The 21,833-nt window shown below is 71.2% G+C and carries 23 protein-coding genes; 20 read left to right on the top strand and 3 right to left on the bottom strand.

All coding sequences use genetic code 11. The annotated features are described in order from the left end of the window. Window positions 1-27 precede the first annotated feature (27 nt). The gene (locus ABKW26_RS07330; protein WP_348592263.1) at window positions 28-1,053 is read right to left on the bottom strand and encodes an NYN domain-containing protein; all 1,026 of its coding nucleotides are present in this window, start codon (window positions 1,051-1,053) and stop codon (window positions 28-30) included. 192 nt (window positions 1,054-1,245) lie between these two features. Here ABKW26_RS07330 and ABKW26_RS07325 point away from each other — a divergent pair, with 192 nt between their 5' ends. The 10 genes from ABKW26_RS07325 to groES all read left to right on the top strand — a co-directional run bounded on the left by ABKW26_RS07325 (window position 1,246) and on the right by groES (window position 9,181). Continuing rightward, window positions 1,246-1,893, top strand: a complete 648-nt coding sequence (locus ABKW26_RS07325) for a DUF1684 domain-containing protein (RefSeq protein ID WP_348592261.1) — start codon at window positions 1,246-1,248, stop codon at window positions 1,891-1,893. A gap of 52 nt (window positions 1,894-1,945) precedes the next feature. Next, on the top strand, window positions 1,946-2,722 hold the full coding sequence (locus tag ABKW26_RS07320; protein WP_348592259.1) for a hypothetical protein: 777 nt from the start codon (window positions 1,946-1,948) through the stop codon (window positions 2,720-2,722). Beyond that, window positions 2,719-3,405: a DUF4166 domain-containing protein gene (locus ABKW26_RS07315; RefSeq protein ID WP_348592257.1), complete on the top strand. Its 687-nt coding sequence runs from the start codon at window positions 2,719-2,721 to the stop codon at window positions 3,403-3,405. Before ABKW26_RS07320 ends, ABKW26_RS07315 begins: the two co-directional genes overlap by 4 nt. A 139-nt stretch (window positions 3,406-3,544) precedes the next feature. Next, window positions 3,545-4,309, top strand: a complete 765-nt coding sequence (locus ABKW26_RS07310; protein WP_348592255.1) for an HAD family hydrolase — start codon at window positions 3,545-3,547, stop codon at window positions 4,307-4,309. Then, window positions 4,306-5,277, top strand: coding sequence for a phosphate/phosphite/phosphonate ABC transporter substrate-binding protein (phnD, locus tag ABKW26_RS07305; RefSeq protein WP_348592253.1), 972 nt, complete (start codon window positions 4,306-4,308; stop codon window positions 5,275-5,277). Before ABKW26_RS07310 ends, phnD begins: the two co-directional genes overlap by 4 nt. Continuing rightward, complete coding sequence (phnC, locus tag ABKW26_RS07300; protein WP_348592251.1) at window positions 5,274-6,077, top strand: phosphonate ABC transporter ATP-binding protein; 804 nt, start codon at window positions 5,274-5,276, stop codon at window positions 6,075-6,077. The genes phnD and phnC overlap by 4 nt, the downstream gene beginning before the upstream one ends. After that, window positions 6,074-6,907 carry a phosphonate ABC transporter, permease protein PhnE gene (gene phnE, locus ABKW26_RS07295; protein ID WP_348592249.1) on the top strand — a complete coding sequence of 278 codons (834 nt, stop codon included), beginning with the start codon at window positions 6,074-6,076 and terminating at the stop codon, window positions 6,905-6,907. The genes phnC and phnE (ABKW26_RS07295) overlap by 4 nt, the downstream gene beginning before the upstream one ends. Next, window positions 6,904-7,734 carry a phosphonate ABC transporter, permease protein PhnE gene (gene phnE, locus ABKW26_RS07290; protein WP_348592247.1) on the top strand — a complete coding sequence of 277 codons (831 nt, stop codon included), beginning with the start codon at window positions 6,904-6,906 and terminating at the stop codon, window positions 7,732-7,734. Before phnE (ABKW26_RS07295) ends, phnE (ABKW26_RS07290) begins: the two co-directional genes overlap by 4 nt. Further along, entirely contained in the window at window positions 7,731-8,642 is a 912-nt protein-coding gene (locus ABKW26_RS07285) for a MurR/RpiR family transcriptional regulator (protein WP_348592246.1), read from the top strand. The genes phnE (ABKW26_RS07290) and ABKW26_RS07285 overlap by 4 nt, the downstream gene beginning before the upstream one ends. Before the next feature lie 245 nt (window positions 8,643-8,887). Further along, window positions 8,888-9,181 carry a co-chaperone GroES gene (gene groES, locus ABKW26_RS07280; protein WP_348592245.1) on the top strand — a complete coding sequence of 98 codons (294 nt, stop codon included), beginning with the start codon at window positions 8,888-8,890 and terminating at the stop codon, window positions 9,179-9,181. A gap of 111 nt (window positions 9,182-9,292) precedes the next feature. Here groES and ABKW26_RS07275 read toward each other — a convergent pair whose 3' ends face one another. After that, on the bottom strand, window positions 9,293-9,595 hold the full coding sequence (locus tag ABKW26_RS07275; protein WP_348592244.1) for a WhiB family transcriptional regulator: 303 nt from the start codon (window positions 9,593-9,595) through the stop codon (window positions 9,293-9,295). A gap of 313 nt (window positions 9,596-9,908) precedes the next feature. Between ABKW26_RS07275 and ABKW26_RS07270 the strand changes: the two genes are divergently transcribed. From ABKW26_RS07270 to ABKW26_RS07260, 3 genes are read left to right on the top strand one after another with little or no spacing between them, the layout of a single operon-like run. Then, window positions 9,909-11,084, top strand: a complete 1,176-nt coding sequence (locus ABKW26_RS07270) for a MerR family transcriptional regulator (protein WP_348592242.1) — start codon at window positions 9,909-9,911, stop codon at window positions 11,082-11,084. 47 nt (window positions 11,085-11,131) lie between these two features. Further along, window positions 11,132-12,655, top strand: a complete 1,524-nt coding sequence (gene guaB / locus ABKW26_RS07265) for an IMP dehydrogenase (RefSeq protein WP_348592240.1) — start codon at window positions 11,132-11,134, stop codon at window positions 12,653-12,655. Between the two features lie 44 nt (window positions 12,656-12,699). Next, window positions 12,700-13,674 (top strand): pseudouridine synthase, encoded by a 975-nt coding sequence (locus ABKW26_RS07260; protein ID WP_348592238.1) that lies wholly within the window; start codon window positions 12,700-12,702, stop codon window positions 13,672-13,674. Here the strand turns inward: ABKW26_RS07260 and ABKW26_RS07255 are convergent. Beyond that, window positions 13,607-14,353: an exonuclease domain-containing protein gene (locus tag ABKW26_RS07255; protein WP_348592237.1), complete on the bottom strand. Its 747-nt coding sequence runs from the start codon at window positions 14,351-14,353 to the stop codon at window positions 13,607-13,609. The two genes, ABKW26_RS07260 and ABKW26_RS07255, sit on opposite strands and share 68 nt — an antisense overlap. Window positions 14,354-14,527: 174 nt before the next feature. On the opposite strand from ABKW26_RS07255, the gene ABKW26_RS07250 reads away from it, so the two are divergent. The 7 genes from ABKW26_RS07250 (at window position 14,528) to ABKW26_RS07220 (ending at window position 21,796) form a co-directional block, all read left to right on the top strand. Next, a complete protein-coding gene (locus ABKW26_RS07250) occupies window positions 14,528-15,652 on the top strand; it encodes a GuaB3 family IMP dehydrogenase-related protein (protein WP_348592235.1) in 1,125 nt (374 codons plus the stop codon). Further along, entirely contained in the window at window positions 15,649-16,167 is a 519-nt protein-coding gene (locus ABKW26_RS07245) for a GNAT family N-acetyltransferase (RefSeq protein ID WP_348592233.1), read from the top strand. The genes ABKW26_RS07250 and ABKW26_RS07245 overlap by 4 nt, the downstream gene beginning before the upstream one ends. A gap of 67 nt (window positions 16,168-16,234) precedes the next feature. Then, the gene (locus ABKW26_RS07240) at window positions 16,235-17,863 is read left to right on the top strand and encodes a succinic semialdehyde dehydrogenase (RefSeq protein WP_348592231.1); all 1,629 of its coding nucleotides are present in this window, start codon (window positions 16,235-16,237) and stop codon (window positions 17,861-17,863) included. 199 nt (window positions 17,864-18,062) lie between these two features. Next, on the top strand, window positions 18,063-18,824 hold the full coding sequence (locus tag ABKW26_RS07235) for a DeoR/GlpR family DNA-binding transcription regulator (RefSeq protein ID WP_348592229.1): 762 nt from the start codon (window positions 18,063-18,065) through the stop codon (window positions 18,822-18,824). Then, window positions 18,821-19,795: a 1-phosphofructokinase gene (gene pfkB, locus ABKW26_RS07230; RefSeq protein WP_348592227.1), complete on the top strand. Its 975-nt coding sequence runs from the start codon at window positions 18,821-18,823 to the stop codon at window positions 19,793-19,795. Before ABKW26_RS07235 ends, pfkB begins: the two co-directional genes overlap by 4 nt. 1 nt (window position 19,796) lies before the next feature. Beyond that, on the top strand, window positions 19,797-20,252 hold the full coding sequence (locus tag ABKW26_RS07225) for a PTS sugar transporter subunit IIA (RefSeq protein WP_348592225.1): 456 nt from the start codon (window positions 19,797-19,799) through the stop codon (window positions 20,250-20,252). After that, window positions 20,249-21,796 carry a fructose-specific PTS transporter subunit EIIC gene (locus ABKW26_RS07220; RefSeq protein ID WP_348592223.1) on the top strand — a complete coding sequence of 516 codons (1,548 nt, stop codon included), beginning with the start codon at window positions 20,249-20,251 and terminating at the stop codon, window positions 21,794-21,796. The genes ABKW26_RS07225 and ABKW26_RS07220 overlap by 4 nt, the downstream gene beginning before the upstream one ends. The last annotated feature ends 37 nt before the right edge of the window (window positions 21,797-21,833 follow it).

The following is a 21,833-nucleotide window of genomic DNA, read 5'->3' as shown; positions in this document are numbered from 1 at the left end:
ACGGACCGTCGCCCGACCGGCCCCGGGCTAGGAGTGGAAGGCTGCGCGGAGCTTCACCCGGCGTGCGTTGCCCGTCTCGTCGACCTCGACGAACGAGGCCCGGGACCGCAGGAAGTCGGTGAAGGTCCGGTAGCCCAGCGCCTTCTCGTTGAACGTCGGGTCCATGCGGAGCATGTGGTTCTTCACGGCGCCCGTGCTCAGCCACTCGGCGTCGTCCTTGGCGTGGCCGAGGCGCAGCGCGCGGACGAGCAGCCCGCTCGGTCCCTTCTTCGGGATCGCGACACCGGAGTCGTCCATCTCGTCCTGCGCCGTGGCCGGCGCGTCGGGCGTCGCCGGCGTCTCGGGAGCGTTGCTCACGACGGCCTGCTCGGCGGCGTCGCGCGGCGCCGGCTTCTCGTCCGACGATCGCGGCGCCCGCGTGCGGGACCGTGCGGGGCGCTCGGCGACAGGTGCCGGCGGCTCCTCGACGAGGGTGTCCTCGGCGGTACCGGGCAGCGCGTCGTAGTCCATGAACTCGTCGCACGCTGCGGCGAGGGACGCGCTCGTCGCCCCCGCGACACCGATGCCCACGACGTAGCGGCCGAGCCGCTTGCTGCGCTGGGCGAGAGCGATGTAGTCGGAGTCGCCCGCCACGATGACGACGTGCGTGAGGTCGGGGACGCGGAAGAGGTCCTCGACGACGTCGATCGCGAGGCGGATGTCCGCACCGTTCTTCATCGACGCGACGGTCGGGAACAGCTGGGTGAGGTCGACCGCGCGGTCGACGAGCTGCGCGCGGTAGCTCGCGTTGACCGGGACGGACCAGTCGGCGTACGCACGGCTGATCGCGACCGTGCCGAGCGAGGACGCGAAGTCGAGGACCGCGTCCAGGTCCACGGTCGCCTCGCGGTGGCGCTGGCGCACGTCGGCCGCCGTGTCCGGCGCCTGGACCGCCATGTTCTTCGCCTTGTGCTTGTGGAACGCGCCACGACCGTGGATCTGGTCGTAGCGGGAGATGATGATGTTGTCGAAGTCGATGTAGACGGCTACGCGTGCGTCGGACGGTTCACTCATCGGGATCTCGCTCGTCTCGTTCGGCCCGCCGAGCGGCGGGGTTGCGTGCGGTGGGAAAGGATGTGGCGGGGCGGGTGGCGACGTCGGAGCGTGCGGCCGGCCGTCCCGGCTCATGTCACATCACACCACGTCGGGACGGACCGGACCGGCGTCGGCCCCCAGGAGACCGGTCCGGACGACGGAGGACGCGCTGTGGACGCAGGATCGGTGACGGTGCTCGCCGTCGTGGACTGGCGCCGACGGACGGCGGCGTCGTACGCACGGGTCCGTGCGCTCGCGGTGGACGACCCGGCGGCCGCCCACGCGTCGTGGGTGCGCGACCGCGACGAGCTCTTCGCCACCCATCCCGCGTCGCCCCTGAGTCTCGAGGCCCGGGAGGCGTTCACCGGCCTCGACGTGGCTGCCTACGACCCGGCGTACCGCGTCGAGGTGGACGTGGGCCCCGCCCCCGAGGCGCGCATGGACGTCCCGACCGGGACCGACGGCGTCGTGCCGTTCGAGCGGGTCGGCCGGGTCGAGGTGGACGGGTTGGGCTCGCTCGGGGTCTGGGCCCTGCGCTCCTACGGCGGGGGACTGTTCGTCCCGGTCAAGGACGCCGGCGCCGGACGCCCAGGGGGAACGTACGGGGGAGGGCGCTACCTCCTCGACACGATCAAGGGCGCCGACCTCGGCCAGTCCCCGGACGGCAGGCTCGTGGTCGACCTCAACTTCGCCTACAACCCCTCGTGCGCCTACGACCCCGCGTGGGCGTGCCCGCTCGCGCCGCCGGACAACGTGCTGACCGTGGATCTCCCGGTCGGCGAGCGTGCACCGGGGGAGTCGCTGGTCGCTCATCCCTGAGGGCCTCCTCGACGTCCCGGCCGGTATCGACCGACGGCGCTACGCTCACGGCATGTCGCAGCGGATCTACGTCGAGACGAGGGTGCGTGCCTCGATGGCTGCGCTCTGGGACGCCACGCAGGGGCCGGACGCGCACGCGTCCTGGGACCTGCGGTTCTCGGCGATCATCCAGCTCGCCACGCCGGTCGGCGAGCCGCAGCGGTTCCGGTACGAGAACCGCAGCGTCCCGGGCGCTCCGCTCACCGGCGTCGGCATCTCGGCCGGCGAGCGGCACCGGCCGGACGGGTCGTGCACCTCGGCACTGCGCTTCCGGGCCGACTCCCGCCTCTCCCCGATCGCTTCGGGCCACGGCTTCTGGCGCTACGTCCCCGACGGGGACGCGATCCGCTTCGTCACGGGCTACGACTACGTCCCGGGGTGGCAGGGTGCTGCCGGCGACCGGCTCGCCCGTCCCGTCATCGGCTGGATGACGGCGTGGAGCTTCGACCGGCTGCGCCTGTGGCTGGAGCACGGCATCAGCCCTCGCGCGTCGCTCCGCCGCACCGTGGTCTCGCACGTGGTCCGCCTCGGTGCGGTCGTCGCCGCTCTCGTCCTGCTCGAGCGCCCGGTGGCCGTCGTCGTGGCTGCGCTCGCCCTCGTCACCCCCGCACCGGTGCGTCTCCCGCGCGCGCGACGGTGCCTGCGCAGGCCGCCTCGAGGCAGCTCCGACACCCCGCCGCGCATCTCCGAGACGGTCGACGAGGCCGCGCTCGGAGCCGCGCACCAGACCAGCACACCTGACGGACCGCCCGTCGCCCGCCGTCCCGTCCGCGAGGAGCGTCTCCCATGACCGGTTCCGTGTTCGCCCAGGCTCTCGGGAGCGACCTGTCCCGGCTCCACCCTCAGATGCAGAGACGGTTCGGCCTCACGCCGGACGGGGAGAACGCGTGCGTGGGGCGTGGCGTCATGGACGAGGTCTGGCGCGGGAGGGCGGTGGCCGTCCCGTTCCTGTGGTTCGGGGCGTGGCGCAACATCCTCGTCCCACGGGTCGGCACGCAGGTCCCGTTCACGATCGAGAACTACTGCTACGTCGACTCCCTCGGTCGGGACACGACGTCCTTCGTGCGGACCTTCGAGTTCCCCGGCAGCCGGCGCAGCCGCTTCGACGCGACGATGGTCTTCGACCGCCCCGCCGGCCGTGTGCTCGACTATCTCGGCACCCACCAGCACCTCGCGGTCGACCTCGACCTCACCGTCGACGACCGCGGCGGGCTGGTGCTGCGGTCCGGTGCGCAGCGGTTCTACGAGGGTCGGCTCGGGTTCTCGTTCCCGATGCTCGCGAGCGGGACGGCAGAGCTGCGCGAGCACTTCGACGACGACGCGGGCTGCTTCCGCATCGACCTGACGGTGAGCAACCCCGTCATCGGTCCGGTGTTCGGGTACCGCGGGTCCTTCACGTGCGCTTTCGCGACGATCGACCCGGGCGCGGTCCCGGCGTCCGTGAAGCCTCTGCGCGAGGAGTCGCGGGGCTGAGACCTGCGTCGTGCGTCCGGCCCGCAACAGATCGTCACGCGGTGTTCACCTACCCGTAGCCAAAGCGTCCATGAAGCCCTCCTAGTGTGGACATCGCGTCCACAGCCGTGGTGCGCACACCACCGGCTCCGGAGGGCACGTGGAGAGAACGACACGCGACCGCGTGATCATCTTCGACTTCGACGGAACCATCACCGTCGGGGACGGACCCGTCCGCGCCTACGCGGAGCAGGTCGCCGCACGGATCGTCCCGAGGCTCGCCCAGGACTTCCGGGACGCCGTCGAGGACGGCCTGCGCAACCCTGACGCCGAGCACAGCCACGGCGCGATCGACGACTACGACCTCGTCCGGCGAGCCGCCCTCGCGCACGGTGCCGACAGCTCCGTGCTGTCCGCCGCCTACCTGGCCAGCCGCGAGCTGCTCGCGACCGAGCAGGCGGTCATCAGCGCACCCTTCCTCAGCCAGGGGTCGGGACACGACCTCGCCTCGTGGCTCCACCGGCTCAAGACGCTGGCATACCTCGTCCTCGCGACGAACGCCCCGAGCACAGGCCTCGACAGGGCCCTCGCGGTCCTCGGCGTCACCGACGCCTTCGACGAGGTCCGCACCTCCGTCGGCAAGCCGGCCGGCATGGAGACCCTCGTCGAGGAGATGCTCCTGCGCGGCCCGGTGCTCAGCGTCGGCGACGTGTGGCTCAACGACCTCGAGCCCGTCCGGGTCCGCGGTGGCACCACAGCCTTCCTCACCCGCGGCGGCGTCGGCGACGCCCGGGCCACCCTGTGCGCCGACACGCTCGACGGGCTCGCCCCAGGCATCACCGCCTGGGCGACAGCGACAGACGCACCCGTCGCGCCCCACGACCACCCCGCTCCCACCACCACCACCGCAAAGGCAGACCTGTGAAGCTCACGAAGCTGGCCCTCACCTCCGTCGCTCTCCTCACGCTCGGCTCCCTCGCCGCCTGCAGCTCCGACGCCTCCGGCTCCGTCGAGGACGGACCGGCCGCAGACCCCACCTCGCTCACCCTCGCGCTCGTCCCGTCACAGGACCAGGGCGGCCTCGTCGACACGGCGAAGCCGCTCACGGACTTCCTCAGCGAGGCCCTCGACATGGAGGTCACGGGAGTCGTCTCGAAGGACTACCAGGCCGCGGTCGAGGCCATGGGAGCCGGCCAGGCGCAGATCGGCTTCCTTCCCTCACTCCAGCTGTGGCAGGCATCCGACATGTACGACGCCTCGGTCGTCCTGCAGACCGAGCGCAACGGCAACATCTCCTACCCCGCGCAGCTCATGACGAACGACCCCGACAAGTACTGCGACGACACCCCCGTCGAGCGGGACGGCAAGCTCTTCTGCAACGGTGCCGACGCGCTCGTCGGACCTGCCGGCCTCGACTCGATCACCAAGGTCGAGGGTGCGAAGGTCGCCCTGCTCGGGCCCGGATCGCCCGCCGGCTACATCTACCCGGTCCTCGCCCTGAAGAACGCCGGTATCGACACCGACTCCGGCATCGAGCAGATCCCGGTGACGACCAACGACGCGAGCGTGCTCGCCGTCTACAGCGGCGACGCCGAGGTCGGCTTCAGCTTCTGGGACGCGCGCGACATCGTGTCCAAGGACGTCCCGGACGTCGGCCAGAAGGTCGTGGTCTTCGCCCTCACCGACGAGATCCCCAACGACGGCGTCGCGCTCTCGGCCGACCTCTCGCCCGAGCTCCAGGACAAGATCACCACGGCCCTCGAGGACTACTCGAACACACCCGAGGGCTCGCAGACCCTCACCGACATCTACTCCATCAGCAAGCTCGCGCCGGCCGACCCGAGCACGCTCGACGTCGTCGCACAGGCCGCCGAGAAGCTCGGCCTCCAGTGACCGTCGCACCACAGCAGGTGACGTCCCGCTCCTGGCCCGTCCGGGTGCGGGACGTCACCGTGCGCTACCCAGGTGGGGTGACCGCCCTCGACGGAGTCACCCTCGACATCGAGGCCGGCGAGATGGTCTCGATCGTCGGTCTCTCCGGCTCGGGCAAGTCGACCCTCGTCCGGACCATCAACGGGCTCGTCCCGGTCACCTCGGGCTCGGTGGTGGTCGGCGAGCACACTCTCAGCACGCTCTCGGGTCGGCAGGCTCGGGCGGTGCGCGGCAGCATCGGGATGATCTTCCAAGGCTTCAACCTCGCCAAGCGCACGACCGTGCTCAACAACGTGCTCGTCGGGCGTCTCGCCCACACCCCCACGTGGCGCACGCTGCTCGGCGCCTACACCGCCGCCGACAAGCAGATCGCCTTCGAGGCGCTCGACCGGGTCGGCATCCTCGAGAAGACGTGGCACCGCGCCTCGGCGCTCTCGGGTGGCCAGCAGCAGCGCGTGGCCATCGCCCGCGCGCTCACGCAGGAGCCCCGGATCGTCCTCGCCGACGAGCCCGTGGCGAGCCTCGACCCGCCGAGCGCCCACGCCGTGATGGGTGACCTCCGACGCATCAACACCGAGCTCGGCATCACCGTCCTCACCAACCTCCACCTCCTCGACCTCGCACGCGAGTACGGCACCCGGATGATCGGTCTGCGCGCCGGGAAGGTCGTCTACGACGGCCCGGCGGCCACCGCGAGCGACGCCGTCTTCGAAGAGATCTACGGCCGCAGCATCCGGCAGCAGGACGTGCTCGGCGGATGATCCCGACCACCACCACCCCGCCGACAGCAGGACCCCGGACGTCGTACCTCGACGTCCCGCCGCGCCCGGCCGGTCGCTGGAAGCCCTGGGCCGCGCTCGCCGTCGTCGTGCTCCTCACCGCCGCGACCCTCGGACCGTGGGCCATCGGCTTCGACGCCGACGCCATCGCCCGCAACTGGCGCAACGGGGCCGACCGCATCCTCAAGCTGCTCAGCCCCGACTGGTCCTTCTTCCCGAGGACCGTCGAACCCATGCTCGAGACGCTCCAGATGGCTGTCGTCGCGACGGTCGTCGGCGCCGCCGTCTCCCTGCCCGTGAGCCTCTGGGCCGCTCGACCCACCAACCCGAACGTCTGGACGCGCGGTGCGGTGCGGTGCGCGCTCAACGTGGTCCGCGCCGTCCCCGAGCTCCTCTACGTCGCGGTGCTCGTCGCGATGGTGGGCGTCGGGGCGCTGCCTGGTGTCATCGCGCTCGTCCTGTTCAACACCGGCATCATCGTCAAGATGGTCTCCGAGACCGTCGACGGCTCGGACCGCGGCCCGCTCGAGGCAGGGCGAGCCGCCGGCGGGACCCAGAGCCAGATCAACCGCACGATCGCGCTGCCTGACATGCTGCCGAGCTTCGTCAACCAGACGCTCTACGTCCTCGAGCTCAACGTGCGCGCGTCGGCCGTGCTCGGCCTGGTCGGCGCCGGAGGCCTCGGCCTCCTCGTCGACGCCGTGCGCACCTACTACCGGTACGACCAGCTCTCGCTCATCATCCTCGAGATCCTCGTCGCGGTGCTCGTCATCGACCTCGTCAGCTCGATCGTCCGACGGAGGCTCGTATGACCACGATCGCACCTGCCCGCGCCACCGCACCCGAGGCGGTCCCGCCCCGGCCCCCGACGCGGATCCTGCGGAACACCGCCCTCACCGCGGCCACCGTGGTCGCGCTCGCAGCCTTCTGGTCGATCGACATCCAGTGGTCGAGGCTCACGAGCCTCCCCGGAGAGGTGGTCCGCTACCTCGGACTCATGTTCTCGACGCCATCCTGGGACAAGCTGCCCGAGGCCCTCCGGCAGACGCTGCGTTCGGTCGAGATGGCGTGGCTCGGCACTGTCCTCGGCATCCTCCTGTCCTTCCCGCTGAGCTTCCTCGCAGCGCGCGGGTACGGGCCGGCCCCCGTCCGTGCCGGGCTGCGCGGGCTGTTCTCCCTCATCCGAGCAGTCCCGGAGATCATCATCGCGATCATCATCCTGTCCGTCACCGGGCTCACACCGCTCACCGGGGCGCTCGCGCTGGCTGTGAACAGCGTCGGGACCCTCGGCAAGTGGGGCTACGAGTCGGTCGAAGGGGTCGATCCCGGTCCCGTCGAAGCCGTGCGCGCGGCTGGTGGCTCGACCGTCGAGGCGTTGCGCTGGGGCGTGTGGCCGAGCGCTGCGACCGACTTCTTCTCGTTCTGGCTCTACCGTTTCGAGATCAACGTCCGTGCCTCGGCCGTCCTGGGGCTCATCGGGGTCGGCGGGATCGGCGACATGCTCACCTCGTACACCCAGTACCGTGAGTGGCCCACCGTCGGGGTGCTGCTCATCGTCGTCGTGATCGTCACGATGCTGATCGACGCTGTCTCCGGCATGGTCCGACGCCGCCTCACCGACGGTAGCAGGGAACGATGAGCACCACCCTCGGGGCTGCGGGTCCTGGTCGAGGTCCGGAGCAGGGCCCCACGGAGGCGGAACCTGGCCCTGACGTGTGGCCGTCGGTCCGGATCGCGACGGTCCGCAACGCCCTCCAGCCGACGGAGCGCCGTGTCGTCGACCTCGTCCTCGAGGACGTCGCTGCGGCGATCGAGGCCACGGCGCAGGACATCGCCGACCGCGCCGGCGTGGCACGCTCCTCGGTGATCCGCACGTGCCAGCGCCTCGGCTATCGCGGCTACCCGCAGCTGCGGGTCGCGCTCGCCCGTGAGCTCGCCGTCAATGCCGAACCGTCCGCGCACCCCGACACCGCCCTCGGTCGGGTCCGGACGCACGTCGAGAGCCTGGCCGCTACGCTCCAGCAGATCACCAGCGTCCTCGACGACGAGCGTGTCGAGCAGGCTGTCGCACTGTGCGTCGGGGCGGGTCGCGTCGTCGCGACGGGGAACGGGCTGTCGTCGCCGCTCGCCGCAGACCTCGCGCTGCGCATGACGGCCGGCGGGCGCCCGACGGAGTTCGTCGCCGACCCCATCGGCCAGCAGATCGCCGCAGCGCAGCTGACCCCGGCCGACCTCTGTCTCGTCGTCTCGGGCTCGGGCGCCAACGAGTCCAGCCTCAAGGTGGCTCGCGCCGGGCGCGCTGCCGGGGTCCCCGTCGTCGTCCTCACGAGCTTCGTCGAGTCGCCGCTCACCGCGCTCGCCGACGTCGCCCTCGTCGTCGGCCCGGCCGCCGGGTCCTTCCGTGCCGAGCTCGAGCACACCTCGCGCGTGCCGCACGCGATCGTCCTCGAGGCGCTCGTCGAGGTCGTCGCCGACAGGCTCGGAGAGCGGTCACGGCAGGTGCGCTCGAGGGTGCTCGACGTGCTGAGCAACAACCTGTCGGACTGAACCAGGGCACCGTCGGCCCGGGCGACCCCCGTCTCGTCGGGGAGGCGCGAGGTCCTGGCGGGCTGCGGGCTCTCGGCCGTGAGCGGAACCGCGGCACGGAATTGGCACTCGCCTTGACCGAGTGCTAACAGCGGCATAGATTTGGCCGTGGTTCCGCACCACACCTGATCGACCCCCGCGACGGCGATCGAGCGAGGAGCGGCCCACCTGAACCGTCCTCATCACTCTGCGAAAGGGGATTCCGCGTGTCGGTCTCCATCAAGCCGCTCGAGGATCGGATCGTCGTCAAGGCTCTCGAAGTCGAGCTCACGACGCCCTCCGGTCTTGTCATCCCTGACACCGCCAAGGAGAAGCCCCAGGAGGGCGAGGTCCTGGCTGTCGGCCCCGGTCGCATCGACGACAACGGCAACCGCGTCCCGCTCGACGTCGCTGTCGGTGACAAGGTCATCTACAGCAAGTACGGCGGCACCGAGGTGAAGTACGACGGTGAGGAGTTCCTCATCCTCTCGGCTCGCGACGTGCTCGCGGTCATCGCCTGATCTTCCCGATCAGCTGCACGACGAGAGAGGCCCCGCAACCTTCCGGTTGCGGGGCCTCTCTCGTGCTCGTGGTGGCCGCCCGGTAGAGGGCGCTCCCGGTGAGGAGGTGGGTCAGACGACCTTGCGGAGGGTGCTGCGTGCGGTGCCGGCGAGGATCGCAGAACGCTCGTCCTCGCTGAGCCCGCCCCAGACGCCGTACGGCTCGCGGACGGCCAGGGACTGCTCGCGGCACTCCATCATGACGGGGCAGCCGTGGCAGATGGCCTTCGCGGCCTCGGCGCGGCGACGGCGTGCGGCGCCACGCTCGCCCTCGGGGTGGAAGAAGAGCGTGTCGTCGACCTCGCGGCACGCGCCCTGGTACTGCCATTCCCAGAGGTCCATGACGGGTCCGGGGAGCCTCGAGAGTTCAGTCATCGTTCCATCCTTCGATCGGTCGAGAAGTTCACCGGGTGCTGTTTCTGTGCGGTGCGTCCTGTGCTGCGCCCAACGTACAACCGTTGCAAGAGTTGTTCAAGTCCCCTGGTTGGCGAAGTTCTCAAAACGATTCACCGACCCCCGGTCGTCAAAGGCTCAATATCCGGGCCGGTCGGCGCGTCGGCGCCAGTCGCGCCCTGTTGTTCAAGGGTTCAACCGCCTCGCCACGCTGAACAACTGACGAACAACCGGCGGTCGGTCGAGGCCCCGGGCTCAGGTGGCACTCGCTCTCCAGGGTCGGCACAATCGACCCATGACGAATGTGCGACCGCTCGACGATCCGCCCCACGGCGCGGAGTCAGGGTCGACGTCTCCCGGGCTGGCCGTCGCCGCAGTGGCGCGCCGTCTCGGTGTAGCGCCAGCCACCCTGCGCACGTGGGACCGGCGGTACGGCCTCGGGCCGTCCGGTCATTCGGCCGGCGCCCACCGCAGGTACTCCGACGACGACGTCGCGCGCCTCATGGTCATGCGGCGACTAGCCCTCGACGGCGTCGCCCCCGTGGACGCTGCGCGCTCCGCGCTCGCGCTCGACCTCAGCTCGACGACGCGCGAGCGCGTCGAGGCGGAGCTCCGCGAGTCGATCGCACAGGCCGACTCCGAAGCCTCCGGACACGGCGGGCACGACACGCCGGACCATGACGACACGGCGGCCAGGGGACCGACGTCCGCCGGCACCGTCGCCGCGGTCGGCACCGTCGCCCCGCTGCACCCGACGCGATCCGACGTGACGGCCCGCTCCGATCGTCCTGCCCTGAGGCTCGCGGCCCCGGTCGCGACACCGGAGATCACGTCCTCCGACATCGTCGACGCCGTCCTCCGAGGGAACCTCTCCACGTGCGTGCGCCTGCTCGCCCTCGAGGCGGACCAGGATCCCGCAGAGTGGTGGACCACGCTCGTCGAGCCGACAGTGCGGCGACTCTCGGCGCGCACCGTCCTCGCCAAGCCCGGAGAGGCACCCGAGGTCCTCCTCGCCAGCGCGACCCTCACCGTGCTCGGCACCTTCATCCGCGAGCGGGAGGAGCGCGCCGCCGCCGAGTCGGGCGGGAGCGCGTCGCACCCCAGCCGGATGCGCAAGATCGTCCTGCTCTTCTCCGCGGTGGACGACCCCCAGCCCCTGGCGATGCACGCTCTCGGCGCCGCCCTCGTGGCGCAAGGGGTGACCGCACGTGTCGTCACCGGCCCCGCGAACGCGCACCGGGCGATGGAGCTCGTCACCATGGTGCGCCCGGTCGCCACCGTCCTCGTGACGTCGCTCACACGGCCGGAGCTCGGCATCGTCCACGCGCTGCACGACGCCCAGCCCGACCTCCCGATCTTCGTGGGCCTCAGTAGCGACGATGCTGCGGCAGACCTCCCGCTCGCGGCCAACGTCAGCCGGGTGCGCAGCTTCCACGGCCTCCTGCACGAGGTCCTCGCGATCGCGAGGTAGTCGGCGGTCGCCCGCAGACCGCTCTGGGCGATGCGTAGACTTCCCACATGAGAGAGTCGAGCAGCGCGCAGTCCCACGACCCCTTCGGATTCACCGGCCTCACCTACGACGACGTCCTGCTCCTGCCCAACGAGACGGACGTCATCCCGAGCGAGGTCGACACCACGGCGCGCCTCACCCGTGAGATCAGCGTCGCCGTCCCCCTCCTCTCGGCTGCCATGGACACCGTGACCGAGGCGCGCATGGCGATCGCCATGGCCCGCCACGGCGGCATCGGCATCCTCCACCGCAACCTCTCCATCGAGGCGCAGGCGCAGCAGGTCGACCTCGTCAAGCGGTCCGAGTCGGGCATGATCACCGACCCCGTGACGGTCGGCCCGGACGCCACGCTCGCCGAGCTCGACGCACTCTGCGGGCAGTACCGGGTGTCGGGCCTCCCGGTGGTCGACGCGCAGGGCATCCTCCTCGGGATCATCACCAACCGCGACCTCCGGTTCGTCGCCCCGTCCGACTTCGCCGTGCGTCGCGTCCGTGACGAGATGACGCCGATGCCCCTCGTCACCGGGCCGGTCGGAATCTCCCGCGAGGACGCCGCTGCGCTGCTCGGCAAGAACAAGATCGAGAAGCTGCCCCTCGTCGACGAGGACGGTCGCCTGTGCGGGCTCATCACCGTCAAGGACTTCGTCAAGACAGAGCAGTACCCCGACGCGACGAAGGACGGCGAGGGTCGGTTGCGTGTCGGGGCAGCGATCGGCTTCTTCGGTGACGCTCTCGAGCGCGCGCGGGCGCTCGCCGAAGCGGGTGTCGACGTTCTCGTCGCAGACACCGCCAACGGCCACGCGCGGCTCATGCTCGACATGATCCGCACCCTCAAGGCCGACAGGTTCTTCGACGGCGTGCAGATCATCGGCGGGAACATCGCGACCCGCGCCGGTGCGCAGGCGCTCGTCGATGCGGGCGCCGACGCCGTCAAGGTCGGGGTCGGCCCCGGCTCGATCTGCACCACCCGCGTCGTCGCCGGTGTCGGCGTCCCGCAGGTCACCGCGATCTACGAGGCGTCGCTCGCCTGCAAGCCTGCCGGCGTCCCGGTCATCGGAGACGGCGGGCTGCAGTACTCGGGCGACATCGCGAAGGCGCTCGTCGCCGGTGCGGACACCGTCATGCTCGGCTCCCTCCTGGCCGGTTGCGACGAGAGCCCCGGCGACCTCGTCTTCGTCAACGGAAAGCAGTTCAAGCTCTACCGCGGCATGGGCTCCATCGGAGCGATGGCGTCCCGGGGCAAGAAGGCGTCCTACTCCAAGGACCGCTACTTCCAGGCGGACGTGTCGAGCGACGACAAGATCGTCCCCGAGGGCATCGAGGGCCAGGTGCCGTACCGCGGCCCGCTCGGCGCGGTCGCGCACCAGCTCATCGGCGGTCTGCACCAGTCGATGTTCTACGTCGGTGCGCACACGATCCCACAGCTTCAGGAGCGCGGGAAGTTCGTCCGGATCACGCCTGCCGGTCTCAAGGAGTCGCACCCGCACGACATCCAGATGACCGTCGAGGCGCCGAACTACACGGGCCGCTGAGCCAGGGGCCGGGGGGCCGCGCGAGGCGGACCCCGCCGCTGCCTGTGCGTGACGGCCTCAACCCCGTGCGGTTGCAGCTGCCGCTGCCGGGAGTCACGTCGGGACCGACCTACGCCCCCGGCGCCGAGAGCGGAGCGGGATGGCCGACGGTCCTCGACTACCTCGTCGCGCGGTTCCCGCAGGACGAGGCGAGGCTCCGGGAGAAGGTCGCGGGGCGCGAGGTGGTCGACGACCGCGGGCGCCCTCTTGACGAGTCCACGCCGTTCGTCCCCGGCGGGGCCGTCTACCTCTACCGGGACCCGCCGGTAGAGTCGCGGGTCCCGTTCGAGATCGATGTGCTGCACGAGGACGAGGACCTCCTCGTCGTCGACAAGCCGCACTTCCTCGCGAGCATGCCGCGGGGGGCGTACGTCGTCGAGTCTGTCGTCGTCCGGTTGCGCCGTGTGACCGGGCTCTCCGAGATCAGCCCGGCACACCGGCTCGACCGGGTGACGGCCGGCGTGCTCGTGCTCACGAAGCGCCGTGAGGTCCGTGGCCGGTACCAGGAGCTCTTCGCGCAGCGACGGGTGCGCAAGACCTACGAGGCCGTCTCGGCGGGCACGCCGGTCGTCGATCTCCCGCACGTCGTCACGGACCGCGTGGTGAAGCACCGTGGTGTCCTGAGGGCCGAGGTGGTGCCGGGGGAGCCCAACACCGAGACCCGGATCGAACTCGTCGACTCCCGGGCCGACGAGCGTCACGGGATGCTCCGCCGGTTCCGGCTGCACCCGCGGACGGGGAAGATCCACCAGCTGCGGCTCCACATGGCGTCGATCGGCAGCCCGATCCTCAACGACAACTTCTATCCCGACCTCTACGACGTCGCTCCCGACGACTACGCAGCCCCCGTGCAGCTCCTCGCCCGCTCCCTCGAGTTCGACGACCCGGTGACCGGGGTGCGGCGGGAGTTCGTCAGTCGGCGAGAGCTGGCCGCCTGGGAACCTCCCGCGACGTCTGCTGGTGGTCGCTCAGCCAGCTGAGCCCGGCGCCCGGGCCCGTCATCCCCTGCGTCTCGCGCCACTCGTTGAAGTTCTCGGCCCATTTGCGGTGCTCAGCAGCCTGGTAGGCGTGGAGAGCCGTGAGCTCGAGCTCGGCGAGGTCAGGGTGCTTCAGGGTCATGGCCGCGAGGACGTCGAGCGTCGCGACGACGTCGACGTCCGCGGAGTGGAGGTTCCCCTCGTCGGCGACGGCGTACACGCCGCAGAGGTCCACGAGCTTGCGCTTGCCGCGACGGTAGCGGTCGACCGCGCGGTCGAGCACCAGAGGATCGATCACGGGGCTGACCTCGCGACCGATGCGCTCGGTGAGCAGGGGCAGGCCGTGGCGCGCGAGCTCCGCGTCGAGGATGCACAGGTCGAACGTGGCGTTGAAGGCGACGACGGGGACGCCGTCGACCAGGGCTCGTGCGAGCTCCGTGGCGATCGCCTCGAGCGCCTCGGCGGGCGCCTGGCCGGACGCACGGGCGTGCTCGGTGGTGATGCCGTGGATCGCGGCGGCCTCCTCGGGGATCGGGACCCCGGGGTCGATGAGCCACGTGCGGACCTCCGTGGTGCCCGCGTCGCGGCGCACCAGCGCCGCCGACACGATCCGGTCGTGCCTCACGTCGATACCCGTCGTCTCGGTGTCGAAACCGAGGAGGGGACCTGCGGTCCATGTCATCTCGTGCGCTCCTGACCTCGTTGCCAGCCGCTCCCGGCTGCCGTCTGCTGTCGTCCTGCCGTCGTCGGACGACCACTGTGCCGAGCATCCCAGCGACCACCGACATCCGGCCGCGCGGCCGGTGTGGCGTGGTCGGATGGCACGGGCGGCGTGCGGGGACGGTAGCCTGGGCCGGTGAGCAACGAGATCGAGATCGGCCGGGGCAAGCGCGGACGGCGTGCCTATTCCTTCGACGACATCGCGGTGGTGCCCTCGCGGCGTACCCGTGACCCGGAGGACGTCTCCGTCGGCTGGCAGATCGACGCGTACCACTTCGACCTGCCGATCGTCGCCGCACCGATGGACTCGGTCATGAGCCCCACGACCGCGGTGGCGCTCGGGCACCACGGCGGTCTCGGCGTCCTCGACCTCGAGGGCCTCTGGACCCGGTACGACGACCCGACCGGCCTGCTCGCGGAGATCGCCGAGCTCGCACCCGACGTCGCGACCCGGCGGATGCAGGAGATCTACTCCGCACCTATCCAGCCCGAGCTCATCACGCAGCGCCTCAAGGAGATCCGTCAGGCGGGCGTCACCGTCGCGGGCGCACTCTCGCCCCAGCGGACGCAGGAGTTCTACCGCACCGTCATCGACGCCGGCGTCGACCTCTTCGTCATCCGCGGCACGACCGTCTCGGCAGAGCACGTCTCGGGGAACGCGGAGCCCCTCAACCTCAAGCGGTTCATCTACGAGCTCGACGTCCCCGTCATCGTCGGCGGCGCGTCGACGTACACGGCGTCGCTGCACCTCATGCGGACCGGTGCGGCCGGTGTGCTCGTCGGGTTCGGCGGTGGCGCCGCCCACACGACGCGCATCTCGCTCGGCATCCACGCGCCCATGGCGACCGCGGTCGCCGACGTCGCCGCGGCGCGCCGCGACTACCTCGACGAGTCGGGCGGCCGCTACGTCCACGTCATCGCGGACGGCGGGGTGGGGCGCGCAGGCGACCTCGTCAAGGCCGTCGCGTGCGGCGCGGACGCCGTCATGGTCGGCGCGGCGCTCGCGCGCGCCGAGGAAGCACCCGGCAGCGGGTGGCACTGGGGCTCCGAGGCGCACCACCGCGAGCTGCCGCGCGGCGAGCGTGTGCACGTCGGGACCGCCGGGTCGCTCGAGGAGATCCTCTTCGGACCGGGACGCCAGGCGGACGGCACCCTCAACCTCGTGGGCGCGCTCAAGCGCGCGATGGCCACGACCGGGTACTCCGACCTCAAGGAGTTCCAGCGCGTCGAGGTCGTCGTCTCGCCCTACCAGCCTCGATGACGCCGGGGCCGCACGACGGCTTCGAGATCGACGAGATCAGTGACGGCGACGTCGAGGCGGTGGTCGCCCTGTGGCGTTCCTGCGACCTCACCCGTCCGTGGAACGACCCGCACCGTGACATCGTCGACGCGCGATCGACGCCGACCGCGACGATCCTCGTCGCGCGGCCGGCGGTCGGCTCGGAGCGCGCCGTCGAGCCGGAGCGCGGGGCCGACGAGGCGGGCGGCTCCGCAGGTGTCAGCGGTGCCGACGAGGGAGCGGTCCCCGTCGGCTCGGTGATGGCCGGTTTCGACGGCCACCGGGGGTGGCTCTACTACCTCGCGGTCGACGCGTCCGTCCGCGGTACAGGTATCGGCCGGCGTCTCGTCGTCGCTGCCGAGGCCTGGCTCGCGGCCCAGGGGGCCGGAAAGGTGCAGCTCATGGTGCGAGAGACGAACGCAGGGGTCCAGGGCTTCTACACGGCGCTCGGCTACACGGACGCCGAGTGCGTCGTGCTGGGTCGCCGGCTCCCGTAGCGCCTCCCTGCCTGGACACGCTCGACTCCCCGGCCCCGGTGTCACAGCCAGGGCGTACTCTGCCCGTATGTCGAGCGACTCAGGATCTGGCGTCCCGGACGTCGATGGCCTCATCGACCCGGAGAACGACCCCCGTGCCACCTTCCTCGTCGAGCCGGAGGTCGTCGCGCCGCTCCTCGAGCACGTCGTGTCCTCGCGCGACACGGGGACGCACCGGAGCGTCGCACCGTTCACCGGCGCGCCGCTCGCCGACGTCCCGCTGTCGTCGGTCCTCGACGTCGCTCGCGCCGTGGACCGTGCACGTGACGCCCAGCGCGGGTGGGCGGCCAGGCCCGTGCGCGAGCGCGCGGCGGTGCTGCTGCGCCTCCACGACATCGTCCTGGACAGGCAGTCCGAGGTGCTCGACCTCATCCAGCTCGAGTCGGGGAAGACACGTGCGAACGCGTTCGAGGAGATCGGCGACGTCGCCCAGGTGACGCGTCACTACGGCGTCCGCGCGTCCGCCTACCTGCGCCCACGGAGAGCCCGGGGGATGCTGCCCGTGCTCACTCAGACCGTGGTCCATCGCCGACCGGTCGGCGTCGTGGGTGTCATCGCCCCGTGGAACTACCCGTTGACCCTTGCGCTGGCGGACGTCCTCCCGGCACTCGTGGCGGGCAACGCGGTCGTGCTCAAGCCTGACCCGCAGACGTCCCTCACCGCCCTCTGGGCTGCTTCGGCGCTCACCGACGCCGGGCTTCCCGACGACGTGCTCCAGGTGGTGGTCGGGGGCGGAGACGTGGGTGAGGCGCTCGTCGACGAGGTCGACCACGTGGCGTTCACCGGGTCCACCGCGACCGGTCGGCGCATCGCGGCGCGCGCCGGCGAGCGGCTCGTCGGCGTGACCCTCGAGCTGGGCGGCAAGAACCCCCTGTACGTGGCGGACGACGCCGACGTCCCCGTCGCGGCTGCCGGCGCGGTCCGGGCATGCTTCGGCAACACCGGTCAGCTCTGCATGTCCGTCGAACGCCTCGTCCTCCACGAGGCCGTGGCCGACGCGTTCCTCGACGCGTTCCTCGAGCGCGTCCGGTCCCTGCGGATGTCAGGTGCGATGGACTACTCGGCGGACGTCGGGTGCCTGACGACGCCGGCTCAGCTCGAGCGGGTCCAGCTGCACGTCGACGACGCGATCGCCCGTGGTGCGCGCATCCTCGCGGGCGGCGTCCATCGCGGTGACATCGGCCCGCTCTTCTATGCGCCGACGGTGCTCGACCGCGTGCCTCCGCACGCGATCTGCTCGTTCGAGGAGACCTTCGGTCCGGTCGTCACGGTGGTGCGGGTCGCAGACGACGCGGAGGCCCTCGCCGTCATGAACGAGACCGACTTCGGGCTCAACGCGAGCGTGTGGACGCGGGACCTCGAGCGCGGGCGACGGATCGCGGGTGAGGTGCGTGCGGGCACGGTGAACGTCAACGACGGGTACGCCGCAGCCTGGGGCTCGGTCGAGGCACCGATGGGCGGCGTCAAGGCGTCCGGGCTGGGGCGACGTCACGGCCGAGACGGGATCCTCGCGTTCACGGAGGCCCAGACGGTGGCTGTGCAGCGTGGCACGAGCGCCGGGTTGACGCTCGACGCCTTGTTCTCGCTCGACGACGGACGCGGCCAGCAGCTCCTCACCGTGGCGCTCCGGGTGCTCCGAGGCGTCCGCGCCCGCTGAGGCGTCTCCGTGCCCGTTCCTGTCCGCGCAACGCGGTCGCGTGCGTCGATAGAGGGCTTTTGCCCACTTTCACCCGCTGCTTTCTGCGATTCTTTGGCTGGATGTCCGGCCCCGGCTTGCATCCGGACACAAACGGGCGTAGACAAGTCCATACAGACATCCGAGTTGACGACGACTCGAAGCGACGATGGGGTTGGGCATGTACGCACCCGAAAGACATCAGGAGATACTCACGCTCGCGCGCTCCGCCGGACGCGCCGACGTCAGCGAGCTCGCGCTCGTGCTCGCGGTCACCCCCGAGACGATCCGCCGCGACCTGTCCGTCCTCGAGCGACAGGGCCTCCTGCGACGCGTGCACGGCGGTGCGATCCCCGTCGAGCGGCTCGGTATCGAGCCCGGCATCGCCGACAAGGAAGGGCTGCTCGCGCCCGAGAAGCTGCGGATCGCCACCCTGGCGCTCAACGAGGTCCCGGACGGCGGCACGGTCGTCCTCGACGCAGGCACCACCACCGTCCGACTCGCGGAGCTGCTCCCCGGCGACCGCGAGCTGCAGGTCGTCACCAGCTCGCTGCCGATCGCCACGGTCCTCGCCGGACGCTCCAACATCGTGCTCCACCTCATCGGCGGCACGGTCCGCGGTCGGACCCTCGCGGCAGTCGGCCCCTGGGCCGAACGCGCACTGTCCGACATCCAGGCAGACGTGGTCTTTCTCGGGACGAACGGCATCACCCCAGAGCGGGGCGTCACGACCCCGGACCTCGGTGAGGCTGCGGTCAAGCGAGCGCTCGTCCGGGCTGCGCGGCGCGTCGTCGTCCTGGCCGACCACACGAAGGTCGGACGCTCCGACTTCGCGAAGGTCGCCGGCCTGGACGAGATCGACCTCCTCATCACCGACTCCGGCATCGATGCCGAGCTCCTCGCCGAGCTCGAGAACGCCGGGCTGGCGGTGCTCACCGCATGATCATCACCGTCACGCCCAACCCGAGCCTCGACCGCACGTTCGAGGCCGAGTCCATCATCCTCGGGCACGTCAACCGGGCGCACTCCACCCATGTCGACGCGGGCGGCAAGGGCATCAACGTCACCCGGGCCCTCACCGCGAACGGCATCCCGAGCGTCGCCGTGTTCCCGTCCGGAGGTTCGGACGGCGCGCGTCTCGTCGACGACCTGCGCGCGCTGGCGATCCCGGTGCGCCCCGTCGCCATCGGCGGAGACACCCGCAGCAACATCACGCTCGTCGACGCGGCCGGCATCACGACGAAGATCAACGCGCCCGGTGCCTCCCTCACGGCAGACGCGCTCGAGCAGCTGCTCACCGCCCTCGAGGAAGAGCTGCGCACCGCCCGTGCAGCCGGCCAGGAGGCACTCGTCGTCGGGGCCGGCAGCCTGCCGGCGGGCGCCGAGGACGGCTTCTACACGGAGGTGGCGCGGCGCAGCGCCCACTACGGCGCTCGCACCGTGCTCGACACCTCGGGCAAGCCTCTGACCGCCGCTGTCGCCGAGGGAGGGCTCGCGCTCGTCAAGCCCAACGACGACGAGCTCGCCGAGCTCGTCGGGCGCGACCTCACGACCGTCGGCGACGTCCTCGACGCGGCCCGCGAGGTCATGGCGCGCGGTATCGACCAGGTGCTCGTCTCGCTCGGCGCGCACGGCGCGCTCCTCGTGTCTGCAGACGCGTCGTGGTGGGCCGGTGGCCCGGAGCTCGTGCCGCTGTCGACCGTGGGCGCCGGCGACACGACGCTCGCGGGCTACCTCAGTGCGTCGTTCGCGGCGCACAGCGACCCGCCCGAGGCGCTCCGGACCGCCGTCGCCTGGGGACGCGCCGCCGTGCGGCTTCCCGGGAGCGCAGTGCCGCACCCCCACGACCTCGACCTCGACTCCGTGACCTGCACGACCGACCCATCCCGCCTCATCACACTGAAGGAGCTGTGACATGAGCACACCACTGATCGCCCCCGGCCTTGTCGGCATCGACCTGCTCGCCACCGACCGGGACGACGTGACCCGTCAGCTCGTCGCCCTCCTCGTCGCCGAGGGACGCGTGACCGACGGCGAGGGCTTCCTCGCCGACGTCCGGGCCCGCGAGGCGCAGATGGCGACTGGCATGCCCGGCGGGGTCGGCCTGCCCCACGCCCGCTCGGAGCACGTCACGACGCCGTCGCTCGCGGTCGGCCGCGTCCCGGCAGGGGTCGACTTCGGCGCCCCCGACGGCCCGGCCACCCTCGTCTTCCTCATCGCCGCCCCGGCGAGCGGAGACAGCGCCCACCTGAAGATCCTCGCTTCTCTCGCGCGCCGCCTGGTGCACGAGTCCTTCCGTACCTCGCTCCGCGAGGCTCCCGACGCCGCGACGGTGTCGGAGATCGTCACCCGAGAGGTCGTCGTGTCATGAGGTTCGTCGCCGTCACTTCGTGCCCCACAGGCATCGCGCACACGTACATGGCCGCAGAGGCCCTCGAGCAGGCAGGCAAGGCTGCCGGTCACGACGTCCAGGTCGAGACCCAGGGCTCGGCCGGCACCGACGCCCTCGACCCGGCGGTCATCGCCGCAGCCGACGGCGTGATCTTCGCTGCCGACCTCGAGGTCAAGGACAAGTCCCGGTTCGCCGGGAAGCCGACGATCGACGTCGGCGTGAAGAAGGCGGTCCACGACGCACCGGCGGTCATCGCCGAGGCCGTCGCCGCCGTCGAGTCCGGTGTCGTCGCTCCGGCGGCCGGCGCAGCGCCGGCCGGTGCAGCCGGTGGAGGGCTCGCGACCAAGGTCGACCGCAACGCGGGCGTCGGGACGCGGATCCGCCAGTGGCTCATGACCGGTATCTCGTACATGATCCCGTTCGTCGCCGCCGGTGGGATCCTCATCGCCCTCGCGTTCATGGTGGCCAACCTCGCCTGGGACACCGACGGCCCCATCGAGGTCACGAAGGTCACCGCAGCGGACCTCCTCGCGAGCTTCTCGGTCACCTCCGGACAGGACTGGGCCGCGCTGCTCAACCTCACCGGCGGGGCGGCGTTCGCGTTCCTCGTCCCGGTGCTCGCGGGCTTCATCGCCTACGCGATCGCCGACCGCCCGGGTCTCGTCCCTGGATTCGTCGGCGGATCCATCGCCGTCACCGTCGGTGCAGGCTTCCTCGGTGGTCTCGCTGCCGGATTCATCGGTGGGTTCCTCGCCCTGTGGATCAGCCGGTGGAAGGTTCCGCGCGGTGCTCGCGGCATCATGCCCGTCGTGGTCATCCCGCTCGTGTCGACCTTCATCACCGGCCTGCTCATGTTCGTCGTGCTCGGTCGCCCCATCGCCTCGCTCATGGACGGCCTCACGGACTGGCTCAACTCCCTCTCGGGGAGCAACCTCATCCTCCTCGGGGTCCTGCTCGGCGCGATGATGGGCTTCGACCTCGGTGGACCGGTCAACAAGGTCGCGTACACGTTCGCCGTGACCGGCCTGGCGACGGAGGGCCTCGCCGCGGACGCCACCCAGTACCGGGTCATGGCCGCGGTCATGGCTGGTGGGATGGTCGCACCGCTCGCGATGGCGCTCGCCACCGTCGTCCGCAAGCGCCTCTTCACCCATGCGGAACGGGAGAACGGCAAGGCCGCCTGGCTCCTGGGCGCGTCCTTCATCTCCGAGGGGGCGATCCCGTTCGCGGCCGTCGACCCGTTGCGCGTCCTGCCCTCCACCATCGTGGGGTCGGCCGTGACCGGTGGTCTCGTCATGGCCTTCGAGTCGACCCTGCGGGCGCCGCACGGCGGGATCTGGGTGACGCCGCTCATCGGCAACCCGTTCCTCTTCGTGCTCGCCGTCATCATCGGGACCTTCGTGTCTGCCGCGATCGTCATCGTGCTCAAGAGCTTCGGCACCAACCCCCTCGTCGAGGCGGAGCGTGCGAGCGACGAGGCGGCGCTCGCCTCCGAGGCACAGATCTCCAGCACGACCGCCTGACCGCTCGATCCGTGGGGGGGGGGGGGGGGGGGGGGGG

The sequence above is a fragment of the Sanguibacter sp. 25GB23B1 genome (assembly GCF_040012415.1).
Taxonomy (GTDB): domain Bacteria; phylum Actinomycetota; class Actinomycetes; order Actinomycetales; family Cellulomonadaceae; genus Sanguibacter.
Note: the sequence above shows the minus strand (reverse complement) of the source record. Positions and strands in the feature narration are given on the sequence as shown.

What these genes read in the sequence shown, in the direction of transcription:
- ABKW26_RS07330 (WP_348592263.1), bottom strand. Translation starts at nt 1,053, where the DNA reads ATGAGTGAACCGTCCGACGCACGCGTAGCCGTCTACATCGACTTCGAC.
- ABKW26_RS07320 (WP_348592259.1), top strand. Translation starts at nt 1,946, where the DNA reads ATGTCGCAGCGGATCTACGTCGAGACGAGGGTGCGTGCCTCGATGGCT.
- ABKW26_RS07315 (WP_348592257.1), top strand. Translation starts at nt 2,719, where the DNA reads ATGACCGGTTCCGTGTTCGCCCAGGCTCTCGGGAGCGACCTGTCCCGG.
- phnE (WP_348592249.1), top strand. Translation starts at nt 6,074, where the DNA reads ATGATCCCGACCACCACCACCCCGCCGACAGCAGGACCCCGGACGTCG.
- phnE (WP_348592247.1), top strand. Translation starts at nt 6,904, where the DNA reads ATGACCACGATCGCACCTGCCCGCGCCACCGCACCCGAGGCGGTCCCG.
- ABKW26_RS07285 (WP_348592246.1), top strand. Translation starts at nt 7,731, where the DNA reads ATGAGCACCACCCTCGGGGCTGCGGGTCCTGGTCGAGGTCCGGAGCAG.
- ABKW26_RS07275 (WP_348592244.1), bottom strand. Translation starts at nt 9,595, where the DNA reads ATGACTGAACTCTCGAGGCTCCCCGGACCCGTCATGGACCTCTGGGAA.
- ABKW26_RS07270 (WP_348592242.1), top strand. Translation starts at nt 9,909, where the DNA reads ATGACGAATGTGCGACCGCTCGACGATCCGCCCCACGGCGCGGAGTCA.
- guaB (WP_348592240.1), top strand. Translation starts at nt 11,132, where the DNA reads ATGAGAGAGTCGAGCAGCGCGCAGTCCCACGACCCCTTCGGATTCACC.
- ABKW26_RS07255 (WP_348592237.1), bottom strand. Translation starts at nt 14,353, where the DNA reads ATGACATGGACCGCAGGTCCCCTCCTCGGTTTCGACACCGAGACGACG.
- ABKW26_RS07245 (WP_348592233.1), top strand. Translation starts at nt 15,649, where the DNA reads ATGACGCCGGGGCCGCACGACGGCTTCGAGATCGACGAGATCAGTGAC.
- ABKW26_RS07240 (WP_348592231.1), top strand. Translation starts at nt 16,235, where the DNA reads ATGTCGAGCGACTCAGGATCTGGCGTCCCGGACGTCGATGGCCTCATC.
- ABKW26_RS07235 (WP_348592229.1), top strand. Translation starts at nt 18,063, where the DNA reads ATGTACGCACCCGAAAGACATCAGGAGATACTCACGCTCGCGCGCTCC.
- pfkB (WP_348592227.1), top strand. Translation starts at nt 18,821, where the DNA reads ATGATCATCACCGTCACGCCCAACCCGAGCCTCGACCGCACGTTCGAG.
- ABKW26_RS07225 (WP_348592225.1), top strand. Translation starts at nt 19,797, where the DNA reads ATGAGCACACCACTGATCGCCCCCGGCCTTGTCGGCATCGACCTGCTC.
- ABKW26_RS07220 (WP_348592223.1), top strand. Translation starts at nt 20,249, where the DNA reads ATGAGGTTCGTCGCCGTCACTTCGTGCCCCACAGGCATCGCGCACACG.